A 22741-nucleotide genomic window follows, 5' to 3' on the forward strand; every position below is an offset into this window, starting at 1 on the left:
GTAACCCAATCCTCACACCCACCCAGCGAGTCTTCCTATCATGAGCGTTGCCGAAACCGCTTTGCGACCGTTCCATCTGGCGTTTCCTGTTCATAGCCTCGCCGCCGCGCGCGAGTTTTACGGCGAATTGCTCGGCTGCCCGGAGGGGCGCAGCTCGGACGCGTGGGTCGATTTCAATTTCTACGGCCATCAGATCGTCGCGCATCTGGCGCCGGATGAAGTCGGTCACCGTCATACCAGTGCCGTGGATGGCGACGCGGTGCCGGTGCGCCACTTCGGCGCGGTGCTGTCGATGGAGCAATGGCAGGCCGCCGCAGATAAACTGCAGAAGGCCGGTGTCGAATTCATCATCGAACCGCATGTGCGCTTCAAGGGCGAGGTCGGCGAGCAGGCGACGATGTTCTTCCTCGATCCGTCGGGCAATGCGCTCGAGTTCAAGGCGTTCGCCGATATGTCGTCACTGTTCGCCAAATAAGCGTCGCTGGCGTTGACGCCGGCACACGGATAGCTGCAAATGAGAAGGCCGGTCGACCATTCAGGTTGACCGGCCTTTTTCGTTGAAGGGGAATGACCGCGCAAAGCAAAATCGACTCGTGTTGCGAATAAAACTGAAAGCATGTTTCACAATATTTCGAACGAAAGCCGTGCTGTGAATCAGCAAACGTTCCATTAACTGCGCGTAAATTTATTCAACAAACGTTTGCCTGTCGCCTAATTCGCCGCAAATCCGGCGACTGCTTTTCGCCTTCAAAAACGGCGCATTTGCTTTCAACAAGCTTCCTGACAATTTCGCCATTCTCGCGCCATGCAGGCGTTGGTGCTACCGATCTAGCATAAGCGGAGATTCAATCCCTCCCTCCACCCGCATTTTCTCTGGCCCGTTTCAATGTGGATCGTCAACGTAGCGCTTAAGCGGCCATACACGTTCATCGTGATGGCGATTCTGATCGTGCTGGCGACGCCCTTCGTGCTGTTCACCACGCCCGTCGACGTGCTGCCGGAAATCAACATTCCGGTCGTCAGCATCATCTGGACGTACACCGGGCTGTCGGCCGAGGACATGGCCACCCGCATCACGTCGGTCAACGAGCGCAGTCTGACCACGACGGTCAACGACATCGAACATATCGAATCGCAGTCGCTGCCCGGCATCGCGATCCTGAAGGTGTTTTTGCAGCCGAACGCGAACATCCAGACGGCCATCGCGCAGACGGTCGCCGTCGAGCAGGCGCAGTTGAAGCAGATGCCGCCGGGCGCCACCGCGCCGCTCGTCATCAGCTACTCGGCTTCCAGTATTCCGGTGATCCAACTCGGTCTGTCGAGTCCGAAGCTCTCGGAGCAGGACCTGAACGACACCGCGCTGAACTTCCTGCGTCCGCAACTCGTGACGATTCCGGGCGCGGCCGTGCCGTACCCGTATGGCGGCAAATCGCGGCTGATCTCGGTCGACCTCGATACGCGCGCGATGCTGGCCAAGGGCCTGACGCCGGCCGATGTGGTCAACGCGTTCAACGCGCAAAACCTGATTCTGCCCACCGGCACGGCCAAGATCGGGCCGAAGGAATACACGATCGACATGAACGGTTCGCCGCCGACGCTGGAAGGCCTCAACGATATTCCGGTGCGTACCGTCAACGGCGCGACGACCTATCTGCGTGAAGTCGCGCATGTGCGCGACGGCTACTCGCCGCAGACCAACATCGTGCGGCAGAACGGCCATCGCGGCGTGCTGATGTCGGTGCTGAAGAACGGCAACGCGTCGACGCTGTCGATCGTCGATACGTTGAAAGGCCTGTTACCGGCCGCGCGCGCCGCGCTGCCGCCGGATCTGCAGATCACCGCGCTGTTCGACCAGTCGGTGTTCGTGAAGGCGGCGGTGCAGGGCGTGGTGCGCGAGGCGCTGGTCGCGGCCGCGCTGACCGCCGCGATGATCCTGCTGTTCCTCGGCAACTGGCGCAGCACCTGCATCATCGCGATCTCGATTCCGCTGTCCATCCTGTCGTCGCTGATCGTGCTGCACGCGCTCGGGCAGACCATCAACATCATGACGCTGGGCGGCCTCGCGCTCGCGGTCGGTATCCTGGTAGACGACGCGACCGTGACGATCGAGAACATCGAGCGGCACCTGCACATGGGCACCAATCTGCACGACGCGATTCTCGACGGCGCCGGCGAAATCGCGGTGCCGGCGCTGGTGTCGACGCTGTGTATCTGTATCGTGTTCGTGCCGATGTTCTTCCTGACCGGCGTCGCGCGCTATCTGTTCGTGCCGCTCGCGGAAGCGGTGGTGTTCGCGATGCTCGCGTCGTACATCCTGTCGCGTACGCTGGTGCCGACGCTCGCGATGCTGCTGATGGGCCACGCGCACAAGCCGAAGGCGGGCGCGAAGCCGGGTCTGTTCACGCGTCTGTATCACCGCTTCGACGCCGGCTTCGAGCGCATGCGCGCGGCCTACATCATGATCCTGAGCAGCCTGCTCGTGCGCCGCAAGATGTTCGGCACGCTGTTCCTCGGTTTCTGCGTGCTGTCGATGGGTCTGTTTTTTGCGCTCGGCGAAGACTTCTTCCCGAGCGTCGACGCGGGCGACATCCGTCTGCACATGCGCGCGCCGACCGGCACGCGGATCGAGGAAACCGCGCGGCTGGCCGACGAGGTCGAAAAGATGATCCGCGAAGTCGTGCCGCCCAAAGAGTTGGGCACGATTCTCGACAACCTCGGCCTGCCGTATAGCGGCATCAACCTTTCGTACAGCAATGCGGGCACGATGGGCACGCTCGACGGCGAGATCCAGATCGCGTTGAACGAAGGCCACGAGCCCTCGCAGATCTACATGGACAAGCTGCGCACGATCCTGCCGCAGCGTTTCCCGGGCGTCGAGTTCTTCTTTCAGCCCGCCGATATCGTCACGCAGATCCTGAACTTCGGCCTGCCCGCCGCGGTGGACGTGCAGATTGCCGGCGCGAATCAGCAGGGCAACCTCGATGTCGCGCGCAAGCTGTTGAAGCAGGTGCGCCTGATTCCCGGCACCGTCGACACGCATATCCAGCAGAAGCTCGACGAACCGGTGCTCGGTCTGAACATGGACCGTACCCGCCTGCAACAACTGAACCTGACCGCGAACGACGTCGCGCAGAACGTGCTCGTTTCGCTATCGGGAAGCTCGCAGACGTCGCCGGGCTTCTGGGTCAACAACAGGAACGGCGTCGAATACAGGGTCCAGGTGCAAACGCCGCAGTACCAGGTGTCGTCGATCGACGAACTGCTGCGCACCCCGGTGTCGGCCACGATGAACGGGCCGACGCAACTGCTCGGCAACCTCGTGCAGGTGTCGCCGAAGAGCCAGTTCGCGGAAGTCACGCATTACAACATCCGGCCGGTGATCGATCTTTTTGTGAGCGTTGAAAAGCGCGATCTGGGCAGCGTGGCGAATCAGGTCGACAGGATCGTCAACGAGGTGCGCGGTACGCTGCCGCGCGGCAGCACGATCACCGTGCGCGGCCAGGTAGAGACCATGCGCAGTTCGTTCTTTGGGCTCGGCATCGGCGTCGCGATGGCGATCGTGCTCGTGTATCTGCTGATCGTCGTGAACTTCCAATCGTGGGTCGATCCGCTGATCATCGTGAGCGCGTTGCCGGCGGCGCTCGCGGGCATCATGTGGATGCTGTTCCTGACTGGCACCCACTTGAGCGTGCCGGCGCTGACCGGCGCGATCATGACGATGGGCGTCGCGACCGCGAACAGTATTCTGATGGTCGCGTTCGCGCGCCAGCGGCTCTCGGCCGGCGCGCCGCCGCTCGCGGCCGCGCTCGAAGCCGGCGCGAGCCGGATCCGTCCGGTGTTGATGACCGCGTTCGCGATGATCATCGGCATGATTCCGATGGCGCTCGGTCTCGGCGAGGGCGCCGAGCAGAATGCGCCGCTCGGCCGCGCGGTGATCGGCGGCTTGCTGTTCGCTACCGTATCGACGCTGTTTTTCGTGCCGCTCGTGTTCGCGGGCATTCACTCGTGGCTCGCGCGCCGTCATCGCAACGGCGGCGACAACGGCGGCGATGGCGGTGGAACGGGCGGCAATGGCGGTGGAACAGGCGGTGATGGCGGTCGAAGCAGCGGCCATAGCGACAGCCCCGCGCCAGAACACAGCAGTGCGGCGACGCCCGCGTAAAAGTTAAACGTTGGTTGACTGAGATGACCGAAAAAACTCATGCATCGCTAGCGATCCCCACGCGGGAAACCGAACAGGGGGAGCGCTTGCTGCCGCCGCGCCATCGCGAATGGAGGCACGCGAAGATCGCGATCCTGATCGTGTTCGTGCTGCTCGCGATAGGCACGCTGCGCACGGTGATCGCGAACGTGATGCAAAACCGCGAAGTCACGGCGACCGCGCAGCAAAACGCCACGCAGTACGTGAACGTCGTCACGCCACAGCAGACCGACGGCGGCGGCAACACGCTGCTGCCGGGCACGTTGCGCGGCTATGTCGAATCGCCGATCTATGCGCGCGCGACCGGCTATCTGCTGCACTGGTACGTCGATATCGGCGCCCGCGTGAAGCAGGGGCAATTGCTTGCCGAGCTCGATACGCCGGAAATCGACCAGGAACTCGCGCAGGCGCTGGCGCAGCGTCAGCAGATCAATTCGAGCCTCGCGCTCGCGAAGAGCTCGCTGGAGCGCTGGCAGCAGCTTCGTCAGCGCGATGCGGTGTCGCAACAGGAACTCGACGAACGGCAAAGCACCTACACGCAGGACCTCGCGAATCTCGCCGCTGCCGATGCGAACGTCAAGCGTCTGCAGCAGCTCGAATCGTTCAAGCGGATCATCGCGCCGTTTGCCGGCGTGGTCACGCAGCGCAACGTCGACGTCGGCGATCTGATCGACGCGGGCAGCGGCACGAGCCGGGCGCTGTTCGCGCTCGCGCAGTCGGACCCGTTGCGCGTCTATGTGCAGTTGCCGCAGGCCTACGCGCAGAACGTCGCGGTCGGGCAGAAGGTCGTGGTCACGCAGGCCGAGCTGCCGGGCCAGCAGTTCAACGGCACGATCACGCATATGTCCGGCGCGATCGACGTGCCCACGCGTTCGTTGCAGATCGAAGTGACGCTGCCGAATCCCGACGCCAGGCTGCGCCCCGGCGCCTACGTGCAGGTCGAGGTGCCGGCCGCCGCGCACGAGCGCCTGACGGTACCGGGCAACGCATTGCTGTTTCGCGCGGAGGGTCCGCGCCTCGCGGTCGTCGATGCGAAGGGCAACGTGAGCCTGCACAAGGTCGTGATCGCGGTGGACCTCGGACAGCAGCTCGAAATCGAAAGCGGTATCTCGCCGACCGATCGCATCATCATCAATCCGAGCGACTCGATTGCCGACGGCGATCACGTTCAGGTGCAGCCGCTGCCGAAGAACGGCAAGGAGGCGTCTTGATGTTCGCGGCTTCCCGCCGGGCGCGCCCACGCTGCACCGCGTTCACCGCGCTGGGCGCTTGCGCCGGCGCGGCCTTGCTCGCCGCCTGCACGGTGGGTCCCGACTATCAGCGTCCGCAAGCCGAGGTGCCGCCCGAATGGCACACCGATTCGTTCTGGCGCGTCGCCGCGCCGTCGCATGCGCCGATTGCGCCGGACTGGTGGACGGGCTTCGCCGATCCGACGCTCGCGACCCTCGAAACCCAGGCGCTCGCGCAGAACCAGACGCTCGCCGCGGCGAGCGCGCACTATGAGCAGGCCAAGGCGACACTCGCGAACACCAGCGCGCAGCGCGTGCCGGAAGTCAATTTCTCGGCCCAGGCCTCGCGCTTTCGCATTTCGCACGACCGGCCGCTGACCAACTACGCGACGCCGACTCAATCGACGGTACAGAACAACATCCAGCTCGGACCGACGCTCAGCTACGACACCGATCTGTTCGGCCGCATCCGTCGTGAGGTCGAGGGCGCGCAGGCGTCGGCCGAACAGTCGGCGGACGACCTCGCGAACGCGCGCCTCGTGCTGACGACCGATCTCGCCACCGACTACTTCTCGCTGCGTGAGCTCGACAACGAGATCGACGTGCTGAACCAGTCGGTGAAGCTGCAGCAGAAGGCGCTCGACTACGTGAACACCGAGCACGATCTCGGTTCGGTATCGGGCCTCGATGTGCTGCAGCAGAAATCGCAGCTCGATGCGACGCGCGTGCAGGCGCAACTGCTGCTGAATCAGCGCGCGCAATTCGAGCATGCGATCGCCGCGCTGGTCGGGGTGCCGGCGCCGCAGTTCGCGATCGAGCCGAAGGTGCTCGACATCAAGCCGCCGACGGTGCCGCTCGGCGTGCCGAGCGACGTGCTGCAGCGGCGGCCCGACGTCGCATCGGCGGAACGCGCGATGGCGGCCGCCAACGCGCAGATCGGCGTGGCCAAGGCCGCGTTCTTCCCGAGCCTGACGCTGACGCCGGGCATCGGCTGGGAGAGCACCGAGTTCGCCAATCTGCTGAGCGCGCCCACGCTGATGTGGACGCTCGGCGCGGCGGTCGGCCAGGTGATCTTCGACGGCGGGCGGCGCGCGGCCAACGTCAAGTTCGCGAGCGAGGGCTACAAGGCGACCGAGGCGAATTATCGGCAGACGGTGCTAAGCGCGTTCCAGCAGGTGCAGGACGGCATCACCGGACTGTCGGTGCTCGATGGCGCGGCGAAGCAGTCGCGTGAGGCGGTCGAGGATGCGCAGCGGCTGCTGTCGCTCGCGAACGATCGTTATTCGGGCGGGCTCGTCGCGTATCTGAACGTGATCGACGCGCAGGAGTCGCTGCTCACGAGCGAGCGCACGGATGTGCAGATTCATGGGCAGCAGTTGACGCTTTCGGTGGCGCTGGTGAAGGCGCTCGGCGGCGGTTGGGATGGCGGCGCGCAAGGCAGTGCGATGGCCGCGAACGAGGCATATGCAACCGACGCTGCGGCGATGCCGCAGCAAGCGCCCGCCGGCGACGCGCAGCAGAAAGACATGCCGCCTGCACGCTGAATCGCCGCGGCCGAGCTTCCATGCCGACGCAGTGGGATCGGCGCGAAGAATCGAGGGCGTTCGTATAATGCAAGGTTGACAGCCACTAGTGGCGGGGACACGGATGAAATTGCTGATTGTTGAAGACGAGCACAAGGTAGTGGACTACCTGCGCTCCGGTTTGACAGAGCAGGGCTGGGTCGTCGACGTCGCGCTCGACGGCGAAGAGGGCACGCACCTGGCCACCGAATTCGATTACGACGTGATCGTCCTCGACGTGATGCTGCCCAAGCGCGACGGCTTCAGCGTGCTGAAGGCGCTGCGCATGCGCAAGTCGACGCCGGTCATCATGCTGACCGCGCGCGACCACGTGAACGATCGCGTGCGCGGCCTGCGCGAAGGCGCCGACGACTATCTGACCAAACCGTTCTCGTTCCTCGAACTCGTCGAGCGTCTGCATGCGCTCGCGCGCCGCACGCGTTCGCAGGAGTCCACGCTGATTTCGGTCGGCGATCTGTTCGTCGATCTGATCGGCCGCCGCGCGACCCGCGACGGCGTGCGCCTCGACCTGACCGCGAAAGAGTTTCAACTGCTCAGCGTGCTCGCGCGCCGCCAGGGCGATATTCTGTCGAAGACCGCGATCACCGAGCTCGTATGGGACGTCAATTTCGACAGCCACACGAACGTCGTCGAAACCGCGATCAAGCGGCTGCGCGCGAAACTCGACGGCCCATTCCCGTCGAAGCTGCTGCACACGGTGCGTGGCATGGGCTACGTGCTCGAAGTGCGCGAAGAGGCCGAGTCATCATGAACCGCTCGATTGCCCGCCGCCTTGCGTCGATGTTCGCGCTGGTGGCGCTGTTCGTGTTTACGCTCGTCGGCAGCGGGCTCTTTCTGGTGCTGCGCTCGCAGCTCGAACATCATCTGCGCGAGTCGCTCGACGATCGCACGCAGATCGCGCGCATCATCGTCTCTCACGCGGTGACGCCCGAAAAATGGCGGATGGCCCGCGAAAAACTCACCGACATGACGCCGCACGACCGCAGCACCATGTACTCGGTGACGAGCGCGGAGCCGAACTTCCACTTCGGCACGCCGGTGCAGGGAACCGTCACGAAGAGCTGGCCCGGCGGCTACGCGCGCATCGCGCCGGAGGGCGGCGGCCCCGACATGCTGACCTCGACGGTGATCTTGCCGGCCAATGGTGCGCGGCCTGCGGTGCAGTTGCAGGTCGCGGCGAGCTATTCGCCGAACCTGCGCACGATGCGCGTGTTCGGCTCGGCACTCGCGGCGCTGTCCGCGCTCGGCAGTCTCGCGGTGCTGCTGCTCAGCTACTCGGTCACGCGCATCGGCCTCGCACCGCTCACGCGTCTGACGCGCGACGCATCCGCGGTCAGCCCGAACAACCGCTCGCAGCGGCTCAATACCGCGTCCTTGCCGCTCGAACTGAACGATCTCGCCAACTCGTTCAACGGTGCGCTCGAACGGCTCGACGGCGCCTACGGCCGCCTCGAATCGTTCAACGCGGACGTCGCGCATGAACTGCGCACGCCGGTCACGATCCTGATCGGCCAGACGGAGGTCGCGCTGACGCGCAACCGCTCGGTCGACGATCTGCGTCACACGCTGCAATCGAACCTCGAAGAATTCGAGCGGATGCGCGCGATCATCAACGACATGCTGTTCCTCGCGCGTGCCGACCAGGGCGAACGCGCGACGGGGTTGATCGAGGTGTCGCTCGCGGCCGAAGTCGCGCATACGCTGGAATTTCTGGAGATTCCGCTCGAAGAGGCGCGCGTGCATGCGAAGTTGCAGGGCGATGCGTTCGCGCGCGTGAACCGCTCGCTGTTCGGCCGCGCGTGCACGAACCTGCTGATGAACGCGATCCAGCACTGCGAGCCGGGCGCGACGATCAGCGTGACGATCGCGCGCGGGGAAGGCGCGATGCGCGACCAGGTGCGCGTCGCGGTGGCGAATCCGGGCGAGCCGATCGCGCCGGACGTCCTCGAACATCTGTTCGACCGTTTCTATCGCGCGGAAGTCTCGCGCACCAATAGCCGCGAAAACCACGGGCTCGGACTCGCGATCGTGAAGGCGATCGCCGAGATGCATCGTGGCACCGTATCCGCGCACAGCGCGAACGGCATCAACACGTTTTCGTTTTCGATGGCGGCGTCGGTGATGTCCACTTCGGGCGATATACCGGCCGCGCGTGCGAGCGCGAATGCCAGTGCGAATGCGGCCGGCGTCGCCGCCGATACATCCTATTCGTCGCTCGCGAAAGGCAAGTCGGCCTGAACCGGCAGGCGCGGCTTCAGCGCCTGTTCGCTGGCCGAGCTCAGCGTGCTGATGCGCACGCCCAATAGCCGCAGCTTGCGGTTCAACTGCACGCGTCGCAAACATTCGGTCGCCGCGCGGCGGATTTCGGTCGCGTCGGCGGTCGGTTCGCCGAGCGTCAAGTCGCGCGTGACGGTGCGGAAATCGTCGTAACGCAGCTTGATGCCGATCGTGCGGCCCACGTAGCCCTTGCGCACGAGATCGTCGGCGACACGCACGCACAGCCCCGTAAACGCGCTAGATAACGCCGGCCGATCGTGACGCGGATGCAGATCACGTTCGAAGGTGGTCTCGCGGCTGATCGACTTCGGCTCCGATTCGACCACCACGGGCCGCTCGTCGTGACCCTGCGCAACTTCCATCAGCCACGCGGAATAGCTGCGCCCGAAATTGTCCTGCAACAGCCCGGCGTCGGCGGCGGCCAGATCGCCGACCGTCGCGAGGCCGAGCGCGCTCAGCTTCTCCGCCGCCTTCGGGCCGATGCCGTTGACCTTGCGCACCGGCAGCGGCCATACGCGCAGCGGTATGTCGGCTGGCGTGAGGATCGTCAGGCCGTCGGGCTTGTCGAGTTCGGAGCCGATCTTCGCGAGCAGCTTGTTCGGCGCGACGCAGATCGAACACGTGAGACCGGTGGCCTGATGAACGGCATCCTTGATGCGCCGCCCGATATCGGCCGGTTCGCCCGGCAGCTCGGTCAGGTCGATATAGATCTCGTCGATGCCGCGATCCTCGATGCGGTCCGTGAACGTCCTGACGGCCGCCTTGAAGAGGCGCGAGTAGTGGCGATACGAATCGAAGTCGGTCGGCAGCAGGATCGCGTCGGGCGCGAGCGCGGCGGCCTTCATCATGCCCATCGCCGAAAACACGCCGAGCGCGCGCGCCTCGTACGTTGAGGTGGTGACGACGCCGCGGCCCGCGTAATCGCGCAGCTTCGCGAAGCGCCTGCTGCCGTCTTCGAGCACTTGCGGCGCGCTGTTGCGGCCGCCGCCGATCACCACCGCGCGGCCGCGCAGTTCCGGATAGCGCAGCAGTTCGACGGACGCGTAAAACGCGTCCATATCGAGGTGCGCGATGCGGCGGGATGGCGAATTCATGGAAATTGAAGCGGGCGATGGGAATGAACGAAAGCGGTGACGGCGCGCGTCGCGACGCCGGTAGGCCGTAATGGTACCTTGCCGGGCGCGCCACCGGTCAGGGTCGCCGCGGCTGGCCGCATGCGTGGCATTCAACGCAATGTTGAAAAAGCGGCTCCAGTAACTATTCTTCACACTGAAATCCGCAGGTTGCGTGGCGGGTCCAGGCGGGGCCGCAACCGCTGCAGCCGAATTCGCCGCGACCGTCCACCACCGGGCTCGACAGATGATCAAGCGCATGTCGCTGATTTCGGCGTATATCGCACTCGGCTGCGCCGCAACGGTGCTGCCGGTCCTGATCAGCATCTATATCGCGAACGAAGACGTCGCCCGCCGCGAGCAGCGAGATCTGAGCCTTTACGCGGAGAAGGCCATCATGCGCACGGAACTGGTCACGTATCAGGGCTTTGCTGCGATCGCGGACCTGCAGGCCGAGCACGCCGAGCCGTGCTCGCCGGAATACCTGAAACGGGCTGCCCATGTGATCTTCAACTACCGTTACGTGCGGGACGCGGGCGCGTACGGCGACGGGCGCTATCTTTGCTCGCCGCTTCTGGGCGACGTTCGGACCCGGGATGTCGAACTGCCGCCGCCGCGCTGGCGCAGCAACGACGGCTACCTGGTCTGGTTTCAGCAAAAGAATCCGCTCAGCGACTTGCGCGAGGATATCCAGATCGGGCGCAACGGCGAATACGTGTCGATCGATCCCCAGTCATATGTCGATGTGATGGATCCAGCGGGAAGGGCGATCGCTACGATCAACACGGAGATAAATTCGATCGTTGCACTGTCGTCCGGCGCGGACCCCGACGAGATGCTCCATGCATGGAAGCAGGCGGGGCGTGTCGATAGCGATGAATGGAACTACGCGGTGGCACGCTCGGAGTCGCGCGCCCTCGGTGTCGTCGTCAAAGGCCGGCGCACCAGCCTGCTCAGGGACTGGCCCGGGCTGCTGGCGACGTGGCTATCGTTCGGCGTCGCGATGGGCGCCGCGTTCGGCTGGTTCGCGTTCAAACGGATCTCGCGGCAGGTGTCGTTCCAGGCCTCGCTCGAATGGGCGATCTCCCATAAAACCATCGACGTCGTCTATCAACCGATCGTGAATCTCGCGACCAGCGAATGCGTCGGCGTCGAAGCGCTGGCCAGATGGAATCTGAACGGACGCGATATCTCGCCGAATATCTTCATCGCATTGGCCGAGCAGCATGGCCTGATCCAGTCGTTGACCGACCTCGTGTTCGATAAAGCGCTGCAAGATCTGGCAGAGCTATTGCGTTCGCGGCCGTCGTTCTACGTGTCGGTCAACGTCAGCGGCGAGGATCTGCGCACGCCGCGCTTTCTGAACCTGATCAACGCGAGGCTCGCCGGAACCGGCCTGCGTCCCGCGCAGATCAGGATCGAAGCGACGGAGCGCAGTTTTCTGAACGCCGATGTGACCCGGCAGACGATCGCGGCCTTCAGAAGCGCCGGCCACCCGGTCTATATCGACGATTTCGGCACCGGCTATTCGAGCCTCGCCTATTTGCAAACCTTCATGATCGACGTGCTGAAGATCGACAAATCGTTCGTGGACACGATCGCCCAGGACGCGGCGTCGAGCATCGTCGCGCCGCATATCATCGACATGGCGCACGAATTGGGGGTGGAAATCGTCGCGGAGGGAATCGAGCGCAGCGAGCAGGTCGAGTATCTGGTGCGCCGGGGCGTTCAGTATGGCCAGGGCTGGCTGTTCGCGAAGGCGATGCGTCGCGAGGAACTGGTCGCATGGCTCGAGGCGCGCCGCGCGTCGCACGCGCCGGCGCAGCCCGCGATCCAGTAGTTCAGCGCCCGGCCTGGCCGGGCGCGATGCGCTTACTGCTTGATGCCTTCGGCCTGGATATGCAGCGTGGTCTTCATGTTGAAGCCGTACGCCTTGCCGAAGTCGATGCCGAAATCGTCGCGATTGAACGTCGCGACCGATTCCGTGCCGCACACTTCGCGCTTCAGCATCGGGTGCTGGATGCACTTGAAAGATTCGATCTTCAGGTTGACCGGCTTGGTCACGCCATGCAGCGTCAGCGTGCCGATCACTTCGACCGGCTTGTCGCCGTCGAAGCGGATCTGCGTGCCCTTGTAGGTCGCGGTCGGGAACTTCGCGGTGTCGAAGAACTTGTCGCCGACCAGTTCCTCGTTGAGCTTGTCGTTGCCTATGCCGACCGAGCTCAGATCGATCGTCGCCTCGACCGTGCCGGTCTTCGCCGCGCGATCGAGCACGACGGTGCCGTTGGCTTTCTGGAACTTGCCGCGCCAGATCGACAGGCCGCCGAAGTGGTCGGTCTCGAAGCTCGGCGATGTGTGCGTCGGATCGAGCAGATAGGTCTCGGCGGCGGCCATCGCGTTGAACGAGCATGCGGCGGCGAGCGCGCCGGCGGCGAGCAGGAAGGATTTCTTCAAGTTGGACTCCAGGGGTCTAAAGGTAATGCAGTGCTGCTGTGTTGAACGTTATTTGTTTGCCGCGACCAGATGAAATTTGATGACGACTTCGTCGGCGACCACCGACGTGTCTTTCCATTCGCCGGTGCCGACGTCGAACTGCGTGCGTTTGATCGGCAGCGAGCCGTCGAAGGTTTGCGTGGCGCCCTGGCTCGCGATCACGACCGGCACGACGACCGTTTGCGATTTGCCCTTGATCGTCAGCTTGCCGGTCACCTTGTACTGGTTGCCGCCGGCCGGCGCGATCGAGCTCGACACGAAGGTCGCGCTCGGGAAGGCGCCGCTGTCGAACCATTCCTTGCCTTGCGCCTGCTTGTTGTAGTCGTCGGCGCCGAGGTCGTAGCTCGCGGTGTCGATCGACACGTTCGCGCTGCCCGCGGCCGGCTTCGCCGGATCGAAGTTCAGCTGCGCGGAGAACTTCCTGAACTTGCCGTCGACGGGCACGTTCATCTGTTTGGTCGTCGCGATCACGCTGCTTTTCGCGAGGTCGACGTCGGCGTGCGCGAGGTTCGTGCCGATGAGCGCAAGCGCCGCGAAAGAAGCGAGCGCCGCGCGATGAGCGGAGAGATAAAAGGGTGTCTTCATGATGGTACGCATCCTATCCGAGCTTCGCGGCGTGATTGCACACCGCGAGGAATTTGATTGCCAACCAGTCGTAACCAATCGACAGGCATTGTGCCTTTCTTCAAGCTGTCATGTCGTTATGCATGGGTCTTCAGAAACGGCACCATGCGCGCGAGCAGGCCGTCACGATCGACGAACTGATGCTTGAGCGCCGCGAGCACGTGCATCAGCACCAGTGCGAGCAGCGTGTAATTGAGCAGCACGTGCACAGTGCGCAGCGTGGCCTTCAGCGCCTGATCGGGACCGATGATGGTCGGCAGCGGCACGACGCCCAGATACACGACCTGAATGCCGGCCGCCGAGCTGTAGAAGTAGCCGGACAGCGGAATCGCGAGCATCAGCAGATACAGCAGGCCGTGCACCAGATGCGCGGCGGCCTTCTGCCATGCGGGCGTTGCGGCATCGAGCGCGGGCGCGCGGTGCGTCGCGCGCCACAGCACGCGCAGCAGCGCGAGCGCGAACACGGTCACGCCGATCCATTTGTGCCACGAGAAGTATTTGAGCTTCGTCGGCGTGAAGCCTGGGATATCCGTCATGATCCAGCCGACGTAGAAGCCGCAGATCATCAGCGCGGCGATCAGCCAGTGCAGCGCGATTGCGGCGCCGTGGTAGCGCGTGGGAGCGGAAGCCTGTGTTTGCATCGTTTTCTATCCGTTGCTCGCGATAAGCCGCGTGGGAATGCGGATAGTAGGGAGGCCAATAGAAACTGAATAGGGGGTGCGCGGGAACAGATTGTTTCTTCGTTGACGTTAATTGTGTTGAAAGGCTTGCGCGTGACAAGGCACGCCGACTGCCGTGGACCGGTCGCTGCGGCAACCGCTGTGGTAACTTGTGGCCCCGAACAACAAGGTTGCGCGCGCTTTGCGCAGCCACCGACATAACCCATTATCCGGGCTTCAAGCTGTGAATTCCGTTTTTCTTTCCTGGGGCATTGCCGCGGCCGCCACCGCCGGTGTGATCACACGGCCGTTCAAATGGCCCGAAGCCGTGTGGGCCGTCGCGGGCGCGGTGCTGCTCGTCGTGCTCGGCCTGTTGCCCTTGCATCTGGCGATCGAAGCGATCGGCAAGGGCACCGACGTCTATCTGTTCCTGATCGGCATGATGCTGCTATCCGAAGTCGGCCGCCGCGAAGGGCTGTTCGACTGGGTCGCGGTGCTCGCGGTCAATCATGCGCGCAGTTCGCCGCGCAAGCTGTTCGTGCTCGTGTATCTGTTCGGCGTGGTGATCACCGCGTTTCTTTCCAACGACGCCACCGCCGTCGTGCTGACGCCCGCCGTGTTCGCGGCGGCGAAGAAAGCGAAGACGCCGCCGCTGCCGCTGCTGTTCGTCTGCGCGTTCGTCGCCAATGCGGCGAGCTTCGTGCTGCCGATTTCGAATCCGGCCAACATCGTGCTGTACGGCAATCACACGCCGCCGCTGGGACCGTGGATGCTGCGCTTCGCGCTGCCGTCGGTGCTGTCGATCGGCGCGACCTTCGTGATGCTGCGCTGGACCCAACGCGACGCACTGGCTGGCGTCTGCGAGGCGAATCTCGACGCGGTCGAGCTGTCGGCGAGCGGCAAGGTCGCGCTCGCGGGCATCGCGGTGACGGCCGGCGCGCTGCTGACGGTCTCCGCGTACGACATCCAGCTCGGCATGCCGACCGCGATCCTCGGCGCGCTGACCGCGCTCGTCGTGCTGATCAAGGAACGCAAATCACCGCTGCCGATGATCCGCGAAATTTCGTGGAATGTATTGCCGCTCGTCGCCGGGCTGTTCGTGCTGGTCGAGATGCTCGATCACACCGGCGTGATCAGCACGTTCGCGGGTGCGCTGCGGCGCGCGACCGAGCACAACGAAATGGAAGCGGCCGCGTGGGCCGGCACGAGCATCGCGGCGCTCAGCAATCTGATCAACAACCTGCCGTCCGGACTGATCGCGAGTTCGACCGTGATGCAGGCGCAGAGCCCCGAGCGCGTCATCGACGCGTTCCTGATCGGCGTCGACCTGGGGCCGAACCTGTCGATCAGCGGCTCGCTCGCGACCATCCTGTGGCTCAACGCGATTCGCCGCGAAGGCGAAGACGTCGGCTTCATGAAATTCCTGAAGGTCGGCGTGCTGGTGATGGTGCCCGCGCTCGTGCTGGCGCTTGGGGCACGGATTCTAACGGGCTGAACGGACGGCTGACCGGTCCTTGCTCCGCGGGCTTGCGCGGGACCCGCGGCGTGCGGCGCCGGCGAGCTGGTCCAGTTGCGCGCCGACCGAGCGCAGCCTCGCTTCGAGGTGAGCGACGCGCTGACGTTGCGCGGGCACCATCGACGACCGGTTCAACGCATGCAGCCGGCGATGCCAGTACGACAGCGGAAAACGGTCGCGCGCTGAAAGTGCATTGAAAACGACTTCGAGGTGGGCAATTTCCCTGTCGATATCTTGGTAGCTCATCACGAAGGTCCAGGAAAGATGTGGGGATAGGGGCGCGCGAACCTAAAAGGGACAGCAAGCTCCGTTCCATGCCGCCTTTATGTAGTCAAAATCAGCCGTGACGGCGCAAAGCGCCACATGTGAGCGCGCCTCGCGCGCTGCGCGATGGTAAGAAGCGGCAAAGTCCATGCAAGCTTTACTGGCGGCGCTCCACCTTTCAACCAGACAACGGGAATTCACCAGGCGTGCGCGCCAGGCGCGTGTCCTATGCTGAGTCAACGGCGTGGCCCGGCCGTGTGCGATCGAAAATCGCCCGCGCGAGGGCCCGGAACGCGCTTTCAATGCGGCACGGTCACCAGCGGTTGCGCATAGCTGAGCGTCGGCGCGGGCACCACCGCATAGTTGGGCGCGGGCGGCAGGACCGCGGCGGCGGTGGCCGAGGTGTTCGCCGGCTGTACGGGCGGCGCCGCGACGATGGTCGCGGCCGCCACCGGAACGGCGACAGGCGGCGCAGATACGTACACGGGATCGACCGGCACCGGGTAGTAGACCGGCCGTGGCGGCGGCGCGTAGACCACGGCGGCGGGCAGATACACGACGACTCTCGCGTAGGCAGCGGAAGAACAGGCGAGACCGATGGCGGTGAAAGTCGAAGCACAGGCGAGACGGATACTCATTTTGGACTCCTGATGCGTGAAAGCCGACAGACGGCAGACGGAACGATACGCAGCAGGTCCGCGAAGCGAAACCGCAAACTCATTTCATTCGATGTCACGCGGCACCGGCACTGGGCGCCGTGACATGATTCGACATGATTCTTGAATTGCGGTCGCGCGGCGTCTGACCAAGAATTCGGCCTGTCATCGAAACGGATCGCGGCACCCAGCCAGGCGACGGTCGATGTTCCAACCGAAGGAGTCAGTCATGAAGAAGTTGCTCGCCACCGTGCTGCTGTGCTGCGCGTCCACCGTCACGTTCGCTCAGGCCGCCGCGCCGCAAGGTATCAGCCAGCAGCGCATGGAGCGCATGGAGCAGCAGTTGCAGACGCGCTTTTCAACCGCGAACACCACGCACGACGGCAAGCTGACCCGTGACCAGGCGGCGGCCGGCATGCCGATGCTCGCGCGTCATTTCGATGAGATCGACACGCAGAAGGCCGGCTACATCACGCTGCCGCAGATCGAGGCGTTCATGCAGGAACGCGGCGCCGCACACTGAGCGGCTCGGACATCGAGGAGCTTTCGGATGGAACGCCCCGCCAGGATCATCGTGCTCGACGACGAAGCCGAGTTGCGCAACATGCTGCTGCGCTTCCTGCGCGGCCACGGTTTCGACGTGCGCGCGGCCGAGGACGGCAAGCGTCTGAACCGCTACCTGGAGCGCGAGCCGTTCGATCTGCTGATACTCGATCTGATGATCGGCGAAGAGGACGGCCTCGAGATTTGCGCGAAGCTGCGCGCGCAAGGGCAGACCTTGCCGATCCTGATGCTGACCGCGAAGGGCGATCCGCTCGATCGCGTGACCGGCCTCGAAACCGGCGCCGACGACTACCTCGCGAAGCCGTTCCTGCCGCGCGAGCTGGTGGCGCGAATCAATGCGCTGCTGCGCCGCCAGAAGATGGCCGCCGGCGACGTCACGGTGACGTCGCAGCGCGTGCGTTTCGGCAACTTCACGCTCGACGTCGGCAAACAGGAGCTATCGCGCGCGGGTGAGCCACTCGAGATTCATTCCGCGCAGATGCTGCTGCTGGTCGCGCTCGCGTCGTCGCCGAATCGCGCGGTGAGCCGCGACAACCTGCTCGCGCGTGCGCGAGGGCGCGACCATGATGCGCTCGATCGCAGCATCGACGTGCAGGTGCTGCGGCTGCGGCAGATCGTCGAGGACGACCCGTCGAAGCCGCGTTTCATTCGTACCGTCTGGGGCGTCGGCTATATGCTCGTCGCCGATGTGGAATCATGATGCGCTCGCTGTCACGCAGGCTGCTGCCGCGCACGCTGCTCGCGCGCAACATCGCGCTATTGATCGCGCTCGTGATGCTGAGCCAGATCTGCTCGATCGTCGTGCTGCTGCATTACGTCCAGCGGCCACGGGTCGAGCGCGCGGCGGCCGTGTTCGCGACCTACGTGACGACGCTCGACAACCTGCTCGCGTCCACTCCGCCCGCCTCGCGCGCGGCGCTGACCGCACGACTCGACGCGCGCGAGCAATTGCCCCCCGAAGCGACCGACACGCCGCCGCACGATCTGTTGCACGCGTATCGCACCTATCAGCGCGGCGTGTTCATCGACAGCCTGCAGAAGCACCTGCCCGCGGATATGCCCGCGCGCTGGCAGACCGAGGGCGCACAGCGGCTGTGGATTCGCATGCATGGGTCGCTTGCCGGCGCCGGCAACGCGGCGGGCTTGGCGAGCGCGCCATACTGGATTGCGCTGCCGGTTCCCGAGGACGCGCAGGGCAGCGGCCTCGAAGCGGCGATCTTTCTGTCGTTGGGTCTCGGCGTGCTTGCCGCGCTCGCCGGCTACGCGATCCAGTTGCATCTGAACGAACCCTTGCACGAGCTCACGCAAGCGGCGCGCCGCGTAAGCGCCGGCGATCTGCCCGCACCGCTGCGGATCGACGGCCCCGCCGAAATCGCCGCCGTGGGCAGCGCATTCAATCAGATGACGCGCGCGTTACAGGACGCCGAAGCGACGCGTGCGTTGATGCTCGCGGGCATCTCGCACGACATCCGCACGCCGTTGACGAAGCTGCGCCTGTCGATGGCGATGGCGATGCCGCAAGGGGCCGACAGCAGCTTCGTGATCGCCGCCGAATCGTATCTGGACCAGATCGAGACGATCCTGCAGCAGTTCATGGACTACGCGGGCAGCGGCGAGCGCGAGGAAGCGCAGCCTGGCGATCTGAACGCGCTGATCGAACGGCTCGCGGGCGACTTCTCTGGGCTCGGGCATGAGTTCGAACTTTCGTTGGGCAGTTTGCCGGCCGTTCCATATCGGCCGATCAGCATGATGCGGCTGCTGATGAACCTGATGCAGAACGCGATCGTCTACGGCGGTAGCGGGCTTGCGGTGCGCACGTGGGCGACGCAGGACACGGTGACGGTCGCGGTCTGCGATCGCGGCAAAGGTTTGACGGCGCAGGAGTTGGAAAAGCTGAAGGCGCCGTTCCAGCGTGGCCGCAATGCGCGTGCACACAGCGGCGGCACGGGGCTGGGTCTGTCGATCGTCGAGCGGATCGCACGGCTGCACGGCGGCGGCCTGCAGTTTCATCCGCGCGAAGGGGGCGGCCTCGAAGTGTGGGTCGTATTGCCGGTAAAGGCGGCATAACCGCGAAACGGGAGCAGGGCGCGGTGTTGTTGCCGCTCACTCGCGATCGAGCCACGCGTCGAGCCCGACTCGAAACGCGACGCCCGCGATCACCGGCACGGTCAGCATCAGGATGATGCCGAAGTTCGGGATCTCGTCGCCGTACATGATCGGGTTGTACAGCACGACACCGGACACGATCGCGAACATCACGACGCCAATGGTGACCATCAGGAGATTGCGCACGGACAGGGACAGCGTCTTGCGCTTCGGCTTATCCGTCGTGTCGTGAGCGCCGGGTGCTTCGTCGTGTTGGGCAGGCATGATGGTTCTCGTGGCTAAAAATGCGGCATCGGAAGCGGCCGCGGTGGACACCGCGCCCGGCATCATACCCGCGCGCGCACGGCTGATGCGGTTGTCCGCGCCGTTGCGGGTACTCACCCTTACCAACAATATATGCCATTCCAGTCTGCGATTTCAGGCGTCGGCTTGCGACCTCGCGGGAAGCGCCATTGCAGCCATCTGATGTAGCACGTCTGAAGCATCATGAAGACACCTACGCCACGGCGGCAGAGGTTCGATGTTTGGACTAGGACGCTGCTTCAGTGTGATCGAGCCATTGCGCGAACTCGTGCCGCAACTGCGCGATATCGAGCGGCTTGCCGAGGAGCCGCGCACCCGGAATCGCCGCCCCGATCTCCGCGCTGCGACCGTAGCCCGACACCAGCAGCACGCGGATGGCGGGCTGCACTTGCCGCACGGCGCGCGCGAGTTCATCGCCGGACATACCGGGCAGCGTGAGGTCGGTCAACAGCACGTCGTAGTGTTGCGTGTTCGCGAGCGGCAGCGCTGCTTCCGCGCTCGCGACCGCGGTGCACGCGAGACCTAGCGCGCCGAGCAGTTCGCCAAGCGCCTCGCGCGATTCGGTGTCGTCCTCGACGAACAGCACGCGTGCGGCTTCCTGGGCCGCGCGCGGCTGCGCCGCCTTTTGCGGCCTTTTCTTCGGCTCTTTTTTCGACGTTTTCTGCGGCGCCTTCGTCGCGCCATACGTGTCGACGGTTTCGTACGCCGCGGGCGGAACGCATGCGGCGATACGCGCTTCTCGCATCTCGGCCGCGCGGTCCGCGGGGGTGGCGCCCGAGCGTAGAACGTTACGCACGAGACGGGCGAGATCGTCGCGCCGGTACGGCTTCGACAGCAGCGTGATGCCCGCGTCGAGCTTGCCGTGGTGGACGATTTCGTCGCGCGTATAGCCCGATGTGAACAGCGTGGGCAGCGGCGGCGTGCGCGCGGCCGCGCGTTGCGCGAGTTCGACGCTCTTCAGCTTGCCGGGCATCACGACGTCGGTGAACAACAGATCGATCGGCACGTCGCTGTCGATGAACTCGAGCGCGGCGTCGCCATTCGACGCGGTCAGCACCTTGTAGCCGAGCTGCGCGAGCATTTCGACCGCGGTCAGCCGCACGTCGGCATCGTCCTCGACGACGAGTATCGTTTCGCCGCCGCCGACCGACGCCGCGGTGCCGTCGACGGTCTCCGGCGTCTCTGCCTCGCAGCAGCGCGGAAACAACAGCGACACGGTCGTGCCGCGTCCCACTTCGCTTTCGATCGACACCTGTCCGCCGCTTTGTCGCGCGAAGCCGAACACCATGGACAGGCCAAGGCCGGTGCCGTGGCCGTCGGGCTTGGTTGTGAAGAACGGTTCGAACACGTGTTGCAGCACTTCGGGCGGCATCCCCGAACCGGTGTCGGCAACCGAGAACTCCACGTATTCGCCCGGCGACAGGTCTGGTTTGCCGCGGCAGAACGCGGCGTCGAGCGTGCGGTTGGTCGCGCGCACGGTGAGCACGCCGTCGGTGCGCATCGCGTCGCGTGCATTGATCGCGAGATTGAGCAGCGCGTTTTCGAGCTGATTGCGATCGACCTGCACGTTCCACAGATCGTCGCTGAGCACCGTGTCGATCCGCACCGTTTCGCCGAGCGCACGGTGCAGCATCTCGCTCATGCCGGTCAGCAGGCGGCGCGGATTCAACACGGTCGGCGACAGCGGCTGACGCCGCGCGAACGCGAGCAGATGCGCGGCGAGCTTCGCGCCGCGTCTGACGGCATCGGTTGCGGCGGATAGACGCCGCTGTGTGACGGGGTTGTCGTCGGCGTCGGCGGCGAGCATCTGCAGATTGCCGTTGATCACCTGCAGCACGTTGTTGAAGTCGTGCGCGACGCCGCCCGTCAGGCTGCCGATCGCTTCCATCTTCTGCGCCTGGCGCAGCTGCTCCTCGGCGAGCGCGCGCGCCGCGATCGAATCGGCGACGCGCTGTTCGAGTGTTTCGGTGAGCTGAAGAAGCTGCTGTTCGGCGATCTTGCGCTCGTGAATGTCGATCAGCACGCCCGGAAAGCGCGTTGGTTCGCCGTGTTCGTCGAACTGGCAGCGGCCGTTCGCCTGCACCCACATATAGCCGCCGCCGGGACGCCGGATCCGGTACTCGGCGCGAAACGGCTCGCCGCTGCGGATCGCTTCGGCGGTCAGGCGGTCGTTGAGTTCCTGGTCGTCGGGATGGATGATCTGCGTGGCCGCATCGCGCGTGAAGCCTTTCGACGCTGTATCGCGCCCAAATGAAAAGGTGCGCGCGAAGCGTTCGTCGCCGGTAACCTCGCCCGTGCGCACGTCGAGCACCCAGGTGCCGAGCACCGCGCCGGTGTTCAGTGCAAGTTGCAGGCGCTCGTTGGTCTCGTGCAGTTCGGTTTCGGCTTGCTGGCGCAGGCGCTCGGTGAGCACGCGCCCGGTGGTTTCGACGACCGTCGCGAGTACGCCGGCCGGCGCGCCGCTGTCGCCCGCGACCGGGCTGTAGTACAGATCCATCCACACGTCTTCCGGCTTGCCGTCGCGCAGCAGCACGAGCGCCTTGTCGCGATACGACAGCGTGCCGCCGGCGAGACAGGTGGCCATTACGTGACGATTGAACTCGGCGACTTCGGGCCAGCCGTCTTCGACCGGACGGCCGAGCAGATACGGATGCCGGCCGCCCGCGAAGACCGCATAGGCGTCGTTGTAGATCATGTAGCCGGGCTCGTCCCACAACAGCACGAGCGGCATCGGCGACGCGAGCATCGTCAGGACCGTCGAGGTCAGACTGCGCTGCCAGTTTTCGATCGCGCCGAGGCTGGTCGCGCGCCAGTCGAATTCGCTGATGCGTCGCGCCATCTCGCCGCGCCAGCCGGCGCAGCCGTAGTCTTGTGCCGGAAAAGGCATGCAGCGCTCCACCTGAATTCACGTCGAAAATGGTCGGCTCGGGACTGAAGCTTCGCAGGCTTCGCGCAGCCTCGCGAGCTGCAATTATTGTATGGCACATCGCCATACCGTTGATGCTTCGCGGACGCTATTCGGGGTTTTGCCGGGTAAGCAGCCATGTCCGAAAACGTACCGATTCGGCACGTCGTTCGATGCACGGGCAACATTTACCGCGAAGTGCGTTTGCTGCACAGCGAAAGCGGAAGAAGCGCCCGCATTTCCGGCGTC

General features: G+C 64.7%; 19 protein-coding genes. 11 read left to right on the top strand and 8 right to left on the bottom strand.

Annotated elements, in window-relative coordinates:
* The first annotated feature begins 40 nt into the window (after positions 1–40).
* The 6 genes from AB3X96_RS08855 to AB3X96_RS08880 all read left to right on the top strand — a co-directional run bounded on the left by AB3X96_RS08855 (position 41) and on the right by AB3X96_RS08880 (position 9251).
* Positions 41–475, top strand: coding sequence for a VOC family protein (locus tag AB3X96_RS08855; protein ID WP_368589407.1), 435 nt, complete (start codon positions 41–43; stop codon positions 473–475).
* A gap of 411 nt (positions 476–886) precedes the next feature.
* Complete coding sequence (locus tag AB3X96_RS08860) at positions 887–4162, top strand: efflux RND transporter permease subunit (RefSeq protein WP_368589408.1); 3276 nt, start codon at positions 887–889, stop codon at positions 4160–4162.
* Between the two features lie 23 nt (positions 4163–4185).
* The gene (locus AB3X96_RS08865) at positions 4186–5412 is read left to right on the top strand and encodes an efflux RND transporter periplasmic adaptor subunit (protein WP_368589409.1); all 1227 of its coding nucleotides are present in this window, start codon (positions 4186–4188) and stop codon (positions 5410–5412) included.
* Positions 5412–6974 (top strand): efflux transporter outer membrane subunit, encoded by a 1563-nt coding sequence (locus tag AB3X96_RS08870; RefSeq protein WP_368589410.1) that lies wholly within the window; start codon positions 5412–5414, stop codon positions 6972–6974. Before AB3X96_RS08865 ends, AB3X96_RS08870 begins: the two co-directional genes overlap by 1 nt.
* A 103-nt stretch (positions 6975–7077) precedes the next feature.
* Complete coding sequence (locus AB3X96_RS08875) at positions 7078–7764, top strand: heavy metal response regulator transcription factor (RefSeq protein WP_013091374.1); 687 nt, start codon at positions 7078–7080, stop codon at positions 7762–7764.
* Positions 7761–9251, top strand: a complete 1491-nt coding sequence (locus tag AB3X96_RS08880) for a heavy metal sensor histidine kinase (RefSeq protein WP_368589411.1) — start codon at positions 7761–7763, stop codon at positions 9249–9251. Before AB3X96_RS08875 ends, AB3X96_RS08880 begins: the two co-directional genes overlap by 4 nt.
* On the opposite strand, the gene dinB is transcribed toward AB3X96_RS08880, so the two are convergent.
* Positions 9218–10384 carry a DNA polymerase IV gene (gene dinB / locus AB3X96_RS08885; protein ID WP_368589412.1) on the bottom strand — a complete coding sequence of 389 codons (1167 nt, stop codon included), beginning with the start codon at positions 10382–10384 and terminating at the stop codon, positions 9218–9220. The two genes, AB3X96_RS08880 and dinB, sit on opposite strands and share 34 nt — an antisense overlap.
* A 277-nt stretch (positions 10385–10661) precedes the next feature.
* Between dinB and AB3X96_RS08890 the strand changes: the two genes are divergently transcribed.
* Entirely contained in the window at positions 10662–12242 is a 1581-nt protein-coding gene (locus AB3X96_RS08890) for an EAL domain-containing protein (protein ID WP_368589413.1), read from the top strand.
* 32 nt (positions 12243–12274) lie between these two features.
* Here the strand turns inward: AB3X96_RS08890 and AB3X96_RS08895 are convergent, their stop codons facing one another.
* The 3 genes from AB3X96_RS08895 to AB3X96_RS08905 all read right to left on the bottom strand — a co-directional run bounded on the left by AB3X96_RS08895 (position 12275) and on the right by AB3X96_RS08905 (position 14160).
* Positions 12275–12856, bottom strand: coding sequence for a YceI family protein (locus tag AB3X96_RS08895; protein ID WP_176107812.1), 582 nt, complete (start codon positions 12854–12856; stop codon positions 12275–12277).
* 48 nt (positions 12857–12904) lie between these two features.
* Positions 12905–13480, bottom strand: a complete 576-nt coding sequence (locus AB3X96_RS08900) for a YceI family protein (protein WP_368589414.1) — start codon at positions 13478–13480, stop codon at positions 12905–12907.
* Between the two features lie 116 nt (positions 13481–13596).
* Positions 13597–14160, bottom strand: a complete 564-nt coding sequence (locus AB3X96_RS08905; RefSeq protein WP_368589415.1) for a cytochrome b — start codon at positions 14158–14160, stop codon at positions 13597–13599.
* Positions 14161–14422: 262 nt separating this feature from the next.
* On the opposite strand from AB3X96_RS08905, the gene AB3X96_RS08910 reads away from it, so the two are divergent.
* Positions 14423–15673, top strand: coding sequence for an arsenic transporter (locus tag AB3X96_RS08910; RefSeq protein ID WP_368589416.1), 1251 nt, complete (start codon positions 14423–14425; stop codon positions 15671–15673).
* Here the strand turns inward: AB3X96_RS08910 and AB3X96_RS08915 are convergent.
* Complete coding sequence (locus AB3X96_RS08915; protein ID WP_176107816.1) at positions 15662–15940, bottom strand: hypothetical protein; 279 nt, start codon at positions 15938–15940, stop codon at positions 15662–15664. The two genes, AB3X96_RS08910 and AB3X96_RS08915, sit on opposite strands and share 12 nt — an antisense overlap.
* Before the next feature lie 317 nt (positions 15941–16257).
* Positions 16258–16596, bottom strand: coding sequence for a hypothetical protein (locus tag AB3X96_RS08920; protein ID WP_368589417.1), 339 nt, complete (start codon positions 16594–16596; stop codon positions 16258–16260).
* Between the two features lie 247 nt (positions 16597–16843).
* Here AB3X96_RS08920 and AB3X96_RS08925 point away from each other — a divergent pair, with 247 nt between their 5' ends.
* The 3 genes from AB3X96_RS08925 to AB3X96_RS08935 are packed head-to-tail and all read left to right on the top strand — an operon-like array spanning position 16844 to position 19245.
* A complete protein-coding gene (locus AB3X96_RS08925; protein ID WP_176107818.1) occupies positions 16844–17137 on the top strand; it encodes an EF-hand domain-containing protein in 294 nt (97 codons plus the stop codon).
* A gap of 27 nt (positions 17138–17164) precedes the next feature.
* Complete coding sequence (locus AB3X96_RS08930) at positions 17165–17878, top strand: response regulator (protein WP_176124814.1); 714 nt, start codon at positions 17165–17167, stop codon at positions 17876–17878.
* Complete coding sequence (locus tag AB3X96_RS08935; protein WP_368589418.1) at positions 17875–19245, top strand: ATP-binding protein; 1371 nt, start codon at positions 17875–17877, stop codon at positions 19243–19245. The genes AB3X96_RS08930 and AB3X96_RS08935 overlap by 4 nt, the downstream gene beginning before the upstream one ends.
* A 36-nt stretch (positions 19246–19281) precedes the next feature.
* Here AB3X96_RS08935 and AB3X96_RS08940 read toward each other — a convergent pair whose 3' ends face one another.
* Both AB3X96_RS08940 and AB3X96_RS08945 read right to left on the bottom strand, forming a co-directional pair.
* The gene (locus AB3X96_RS08940) at positions 19282–19548 is read right to left on the bottom strand and encodes a hypothetical protein (RefSeq protein ID WP_368589419.1); all 267 of its coding nucleotides are present in this window, start codon (positions 19546–19548) and stop codon (positions 19282–19284) included.
* 265 nt (positions 19549–19813) lie between these two features.
* Positions 19814–22474, bottom strand: coding sequence for a response regulator (locus AB3X96_RS08945; RefSeq protein WP_368589420.1), 2661 nt, complete (start codon positions 22472–22474; stop codon positions 19814–19816).
* Positions 22475–22741 lie beyond the last annotated feature (267 nt).

Source organism: Paraburkholderia sp. BR13439 (genome assembly GCF_040948805.1).
Lineage (GTDB): Bacteria > Pseudomonadota > Gammaproteobacteria > Burkholderiales > Burkholderiaceae > Paraburkholderia > Paraburkholderia youngii.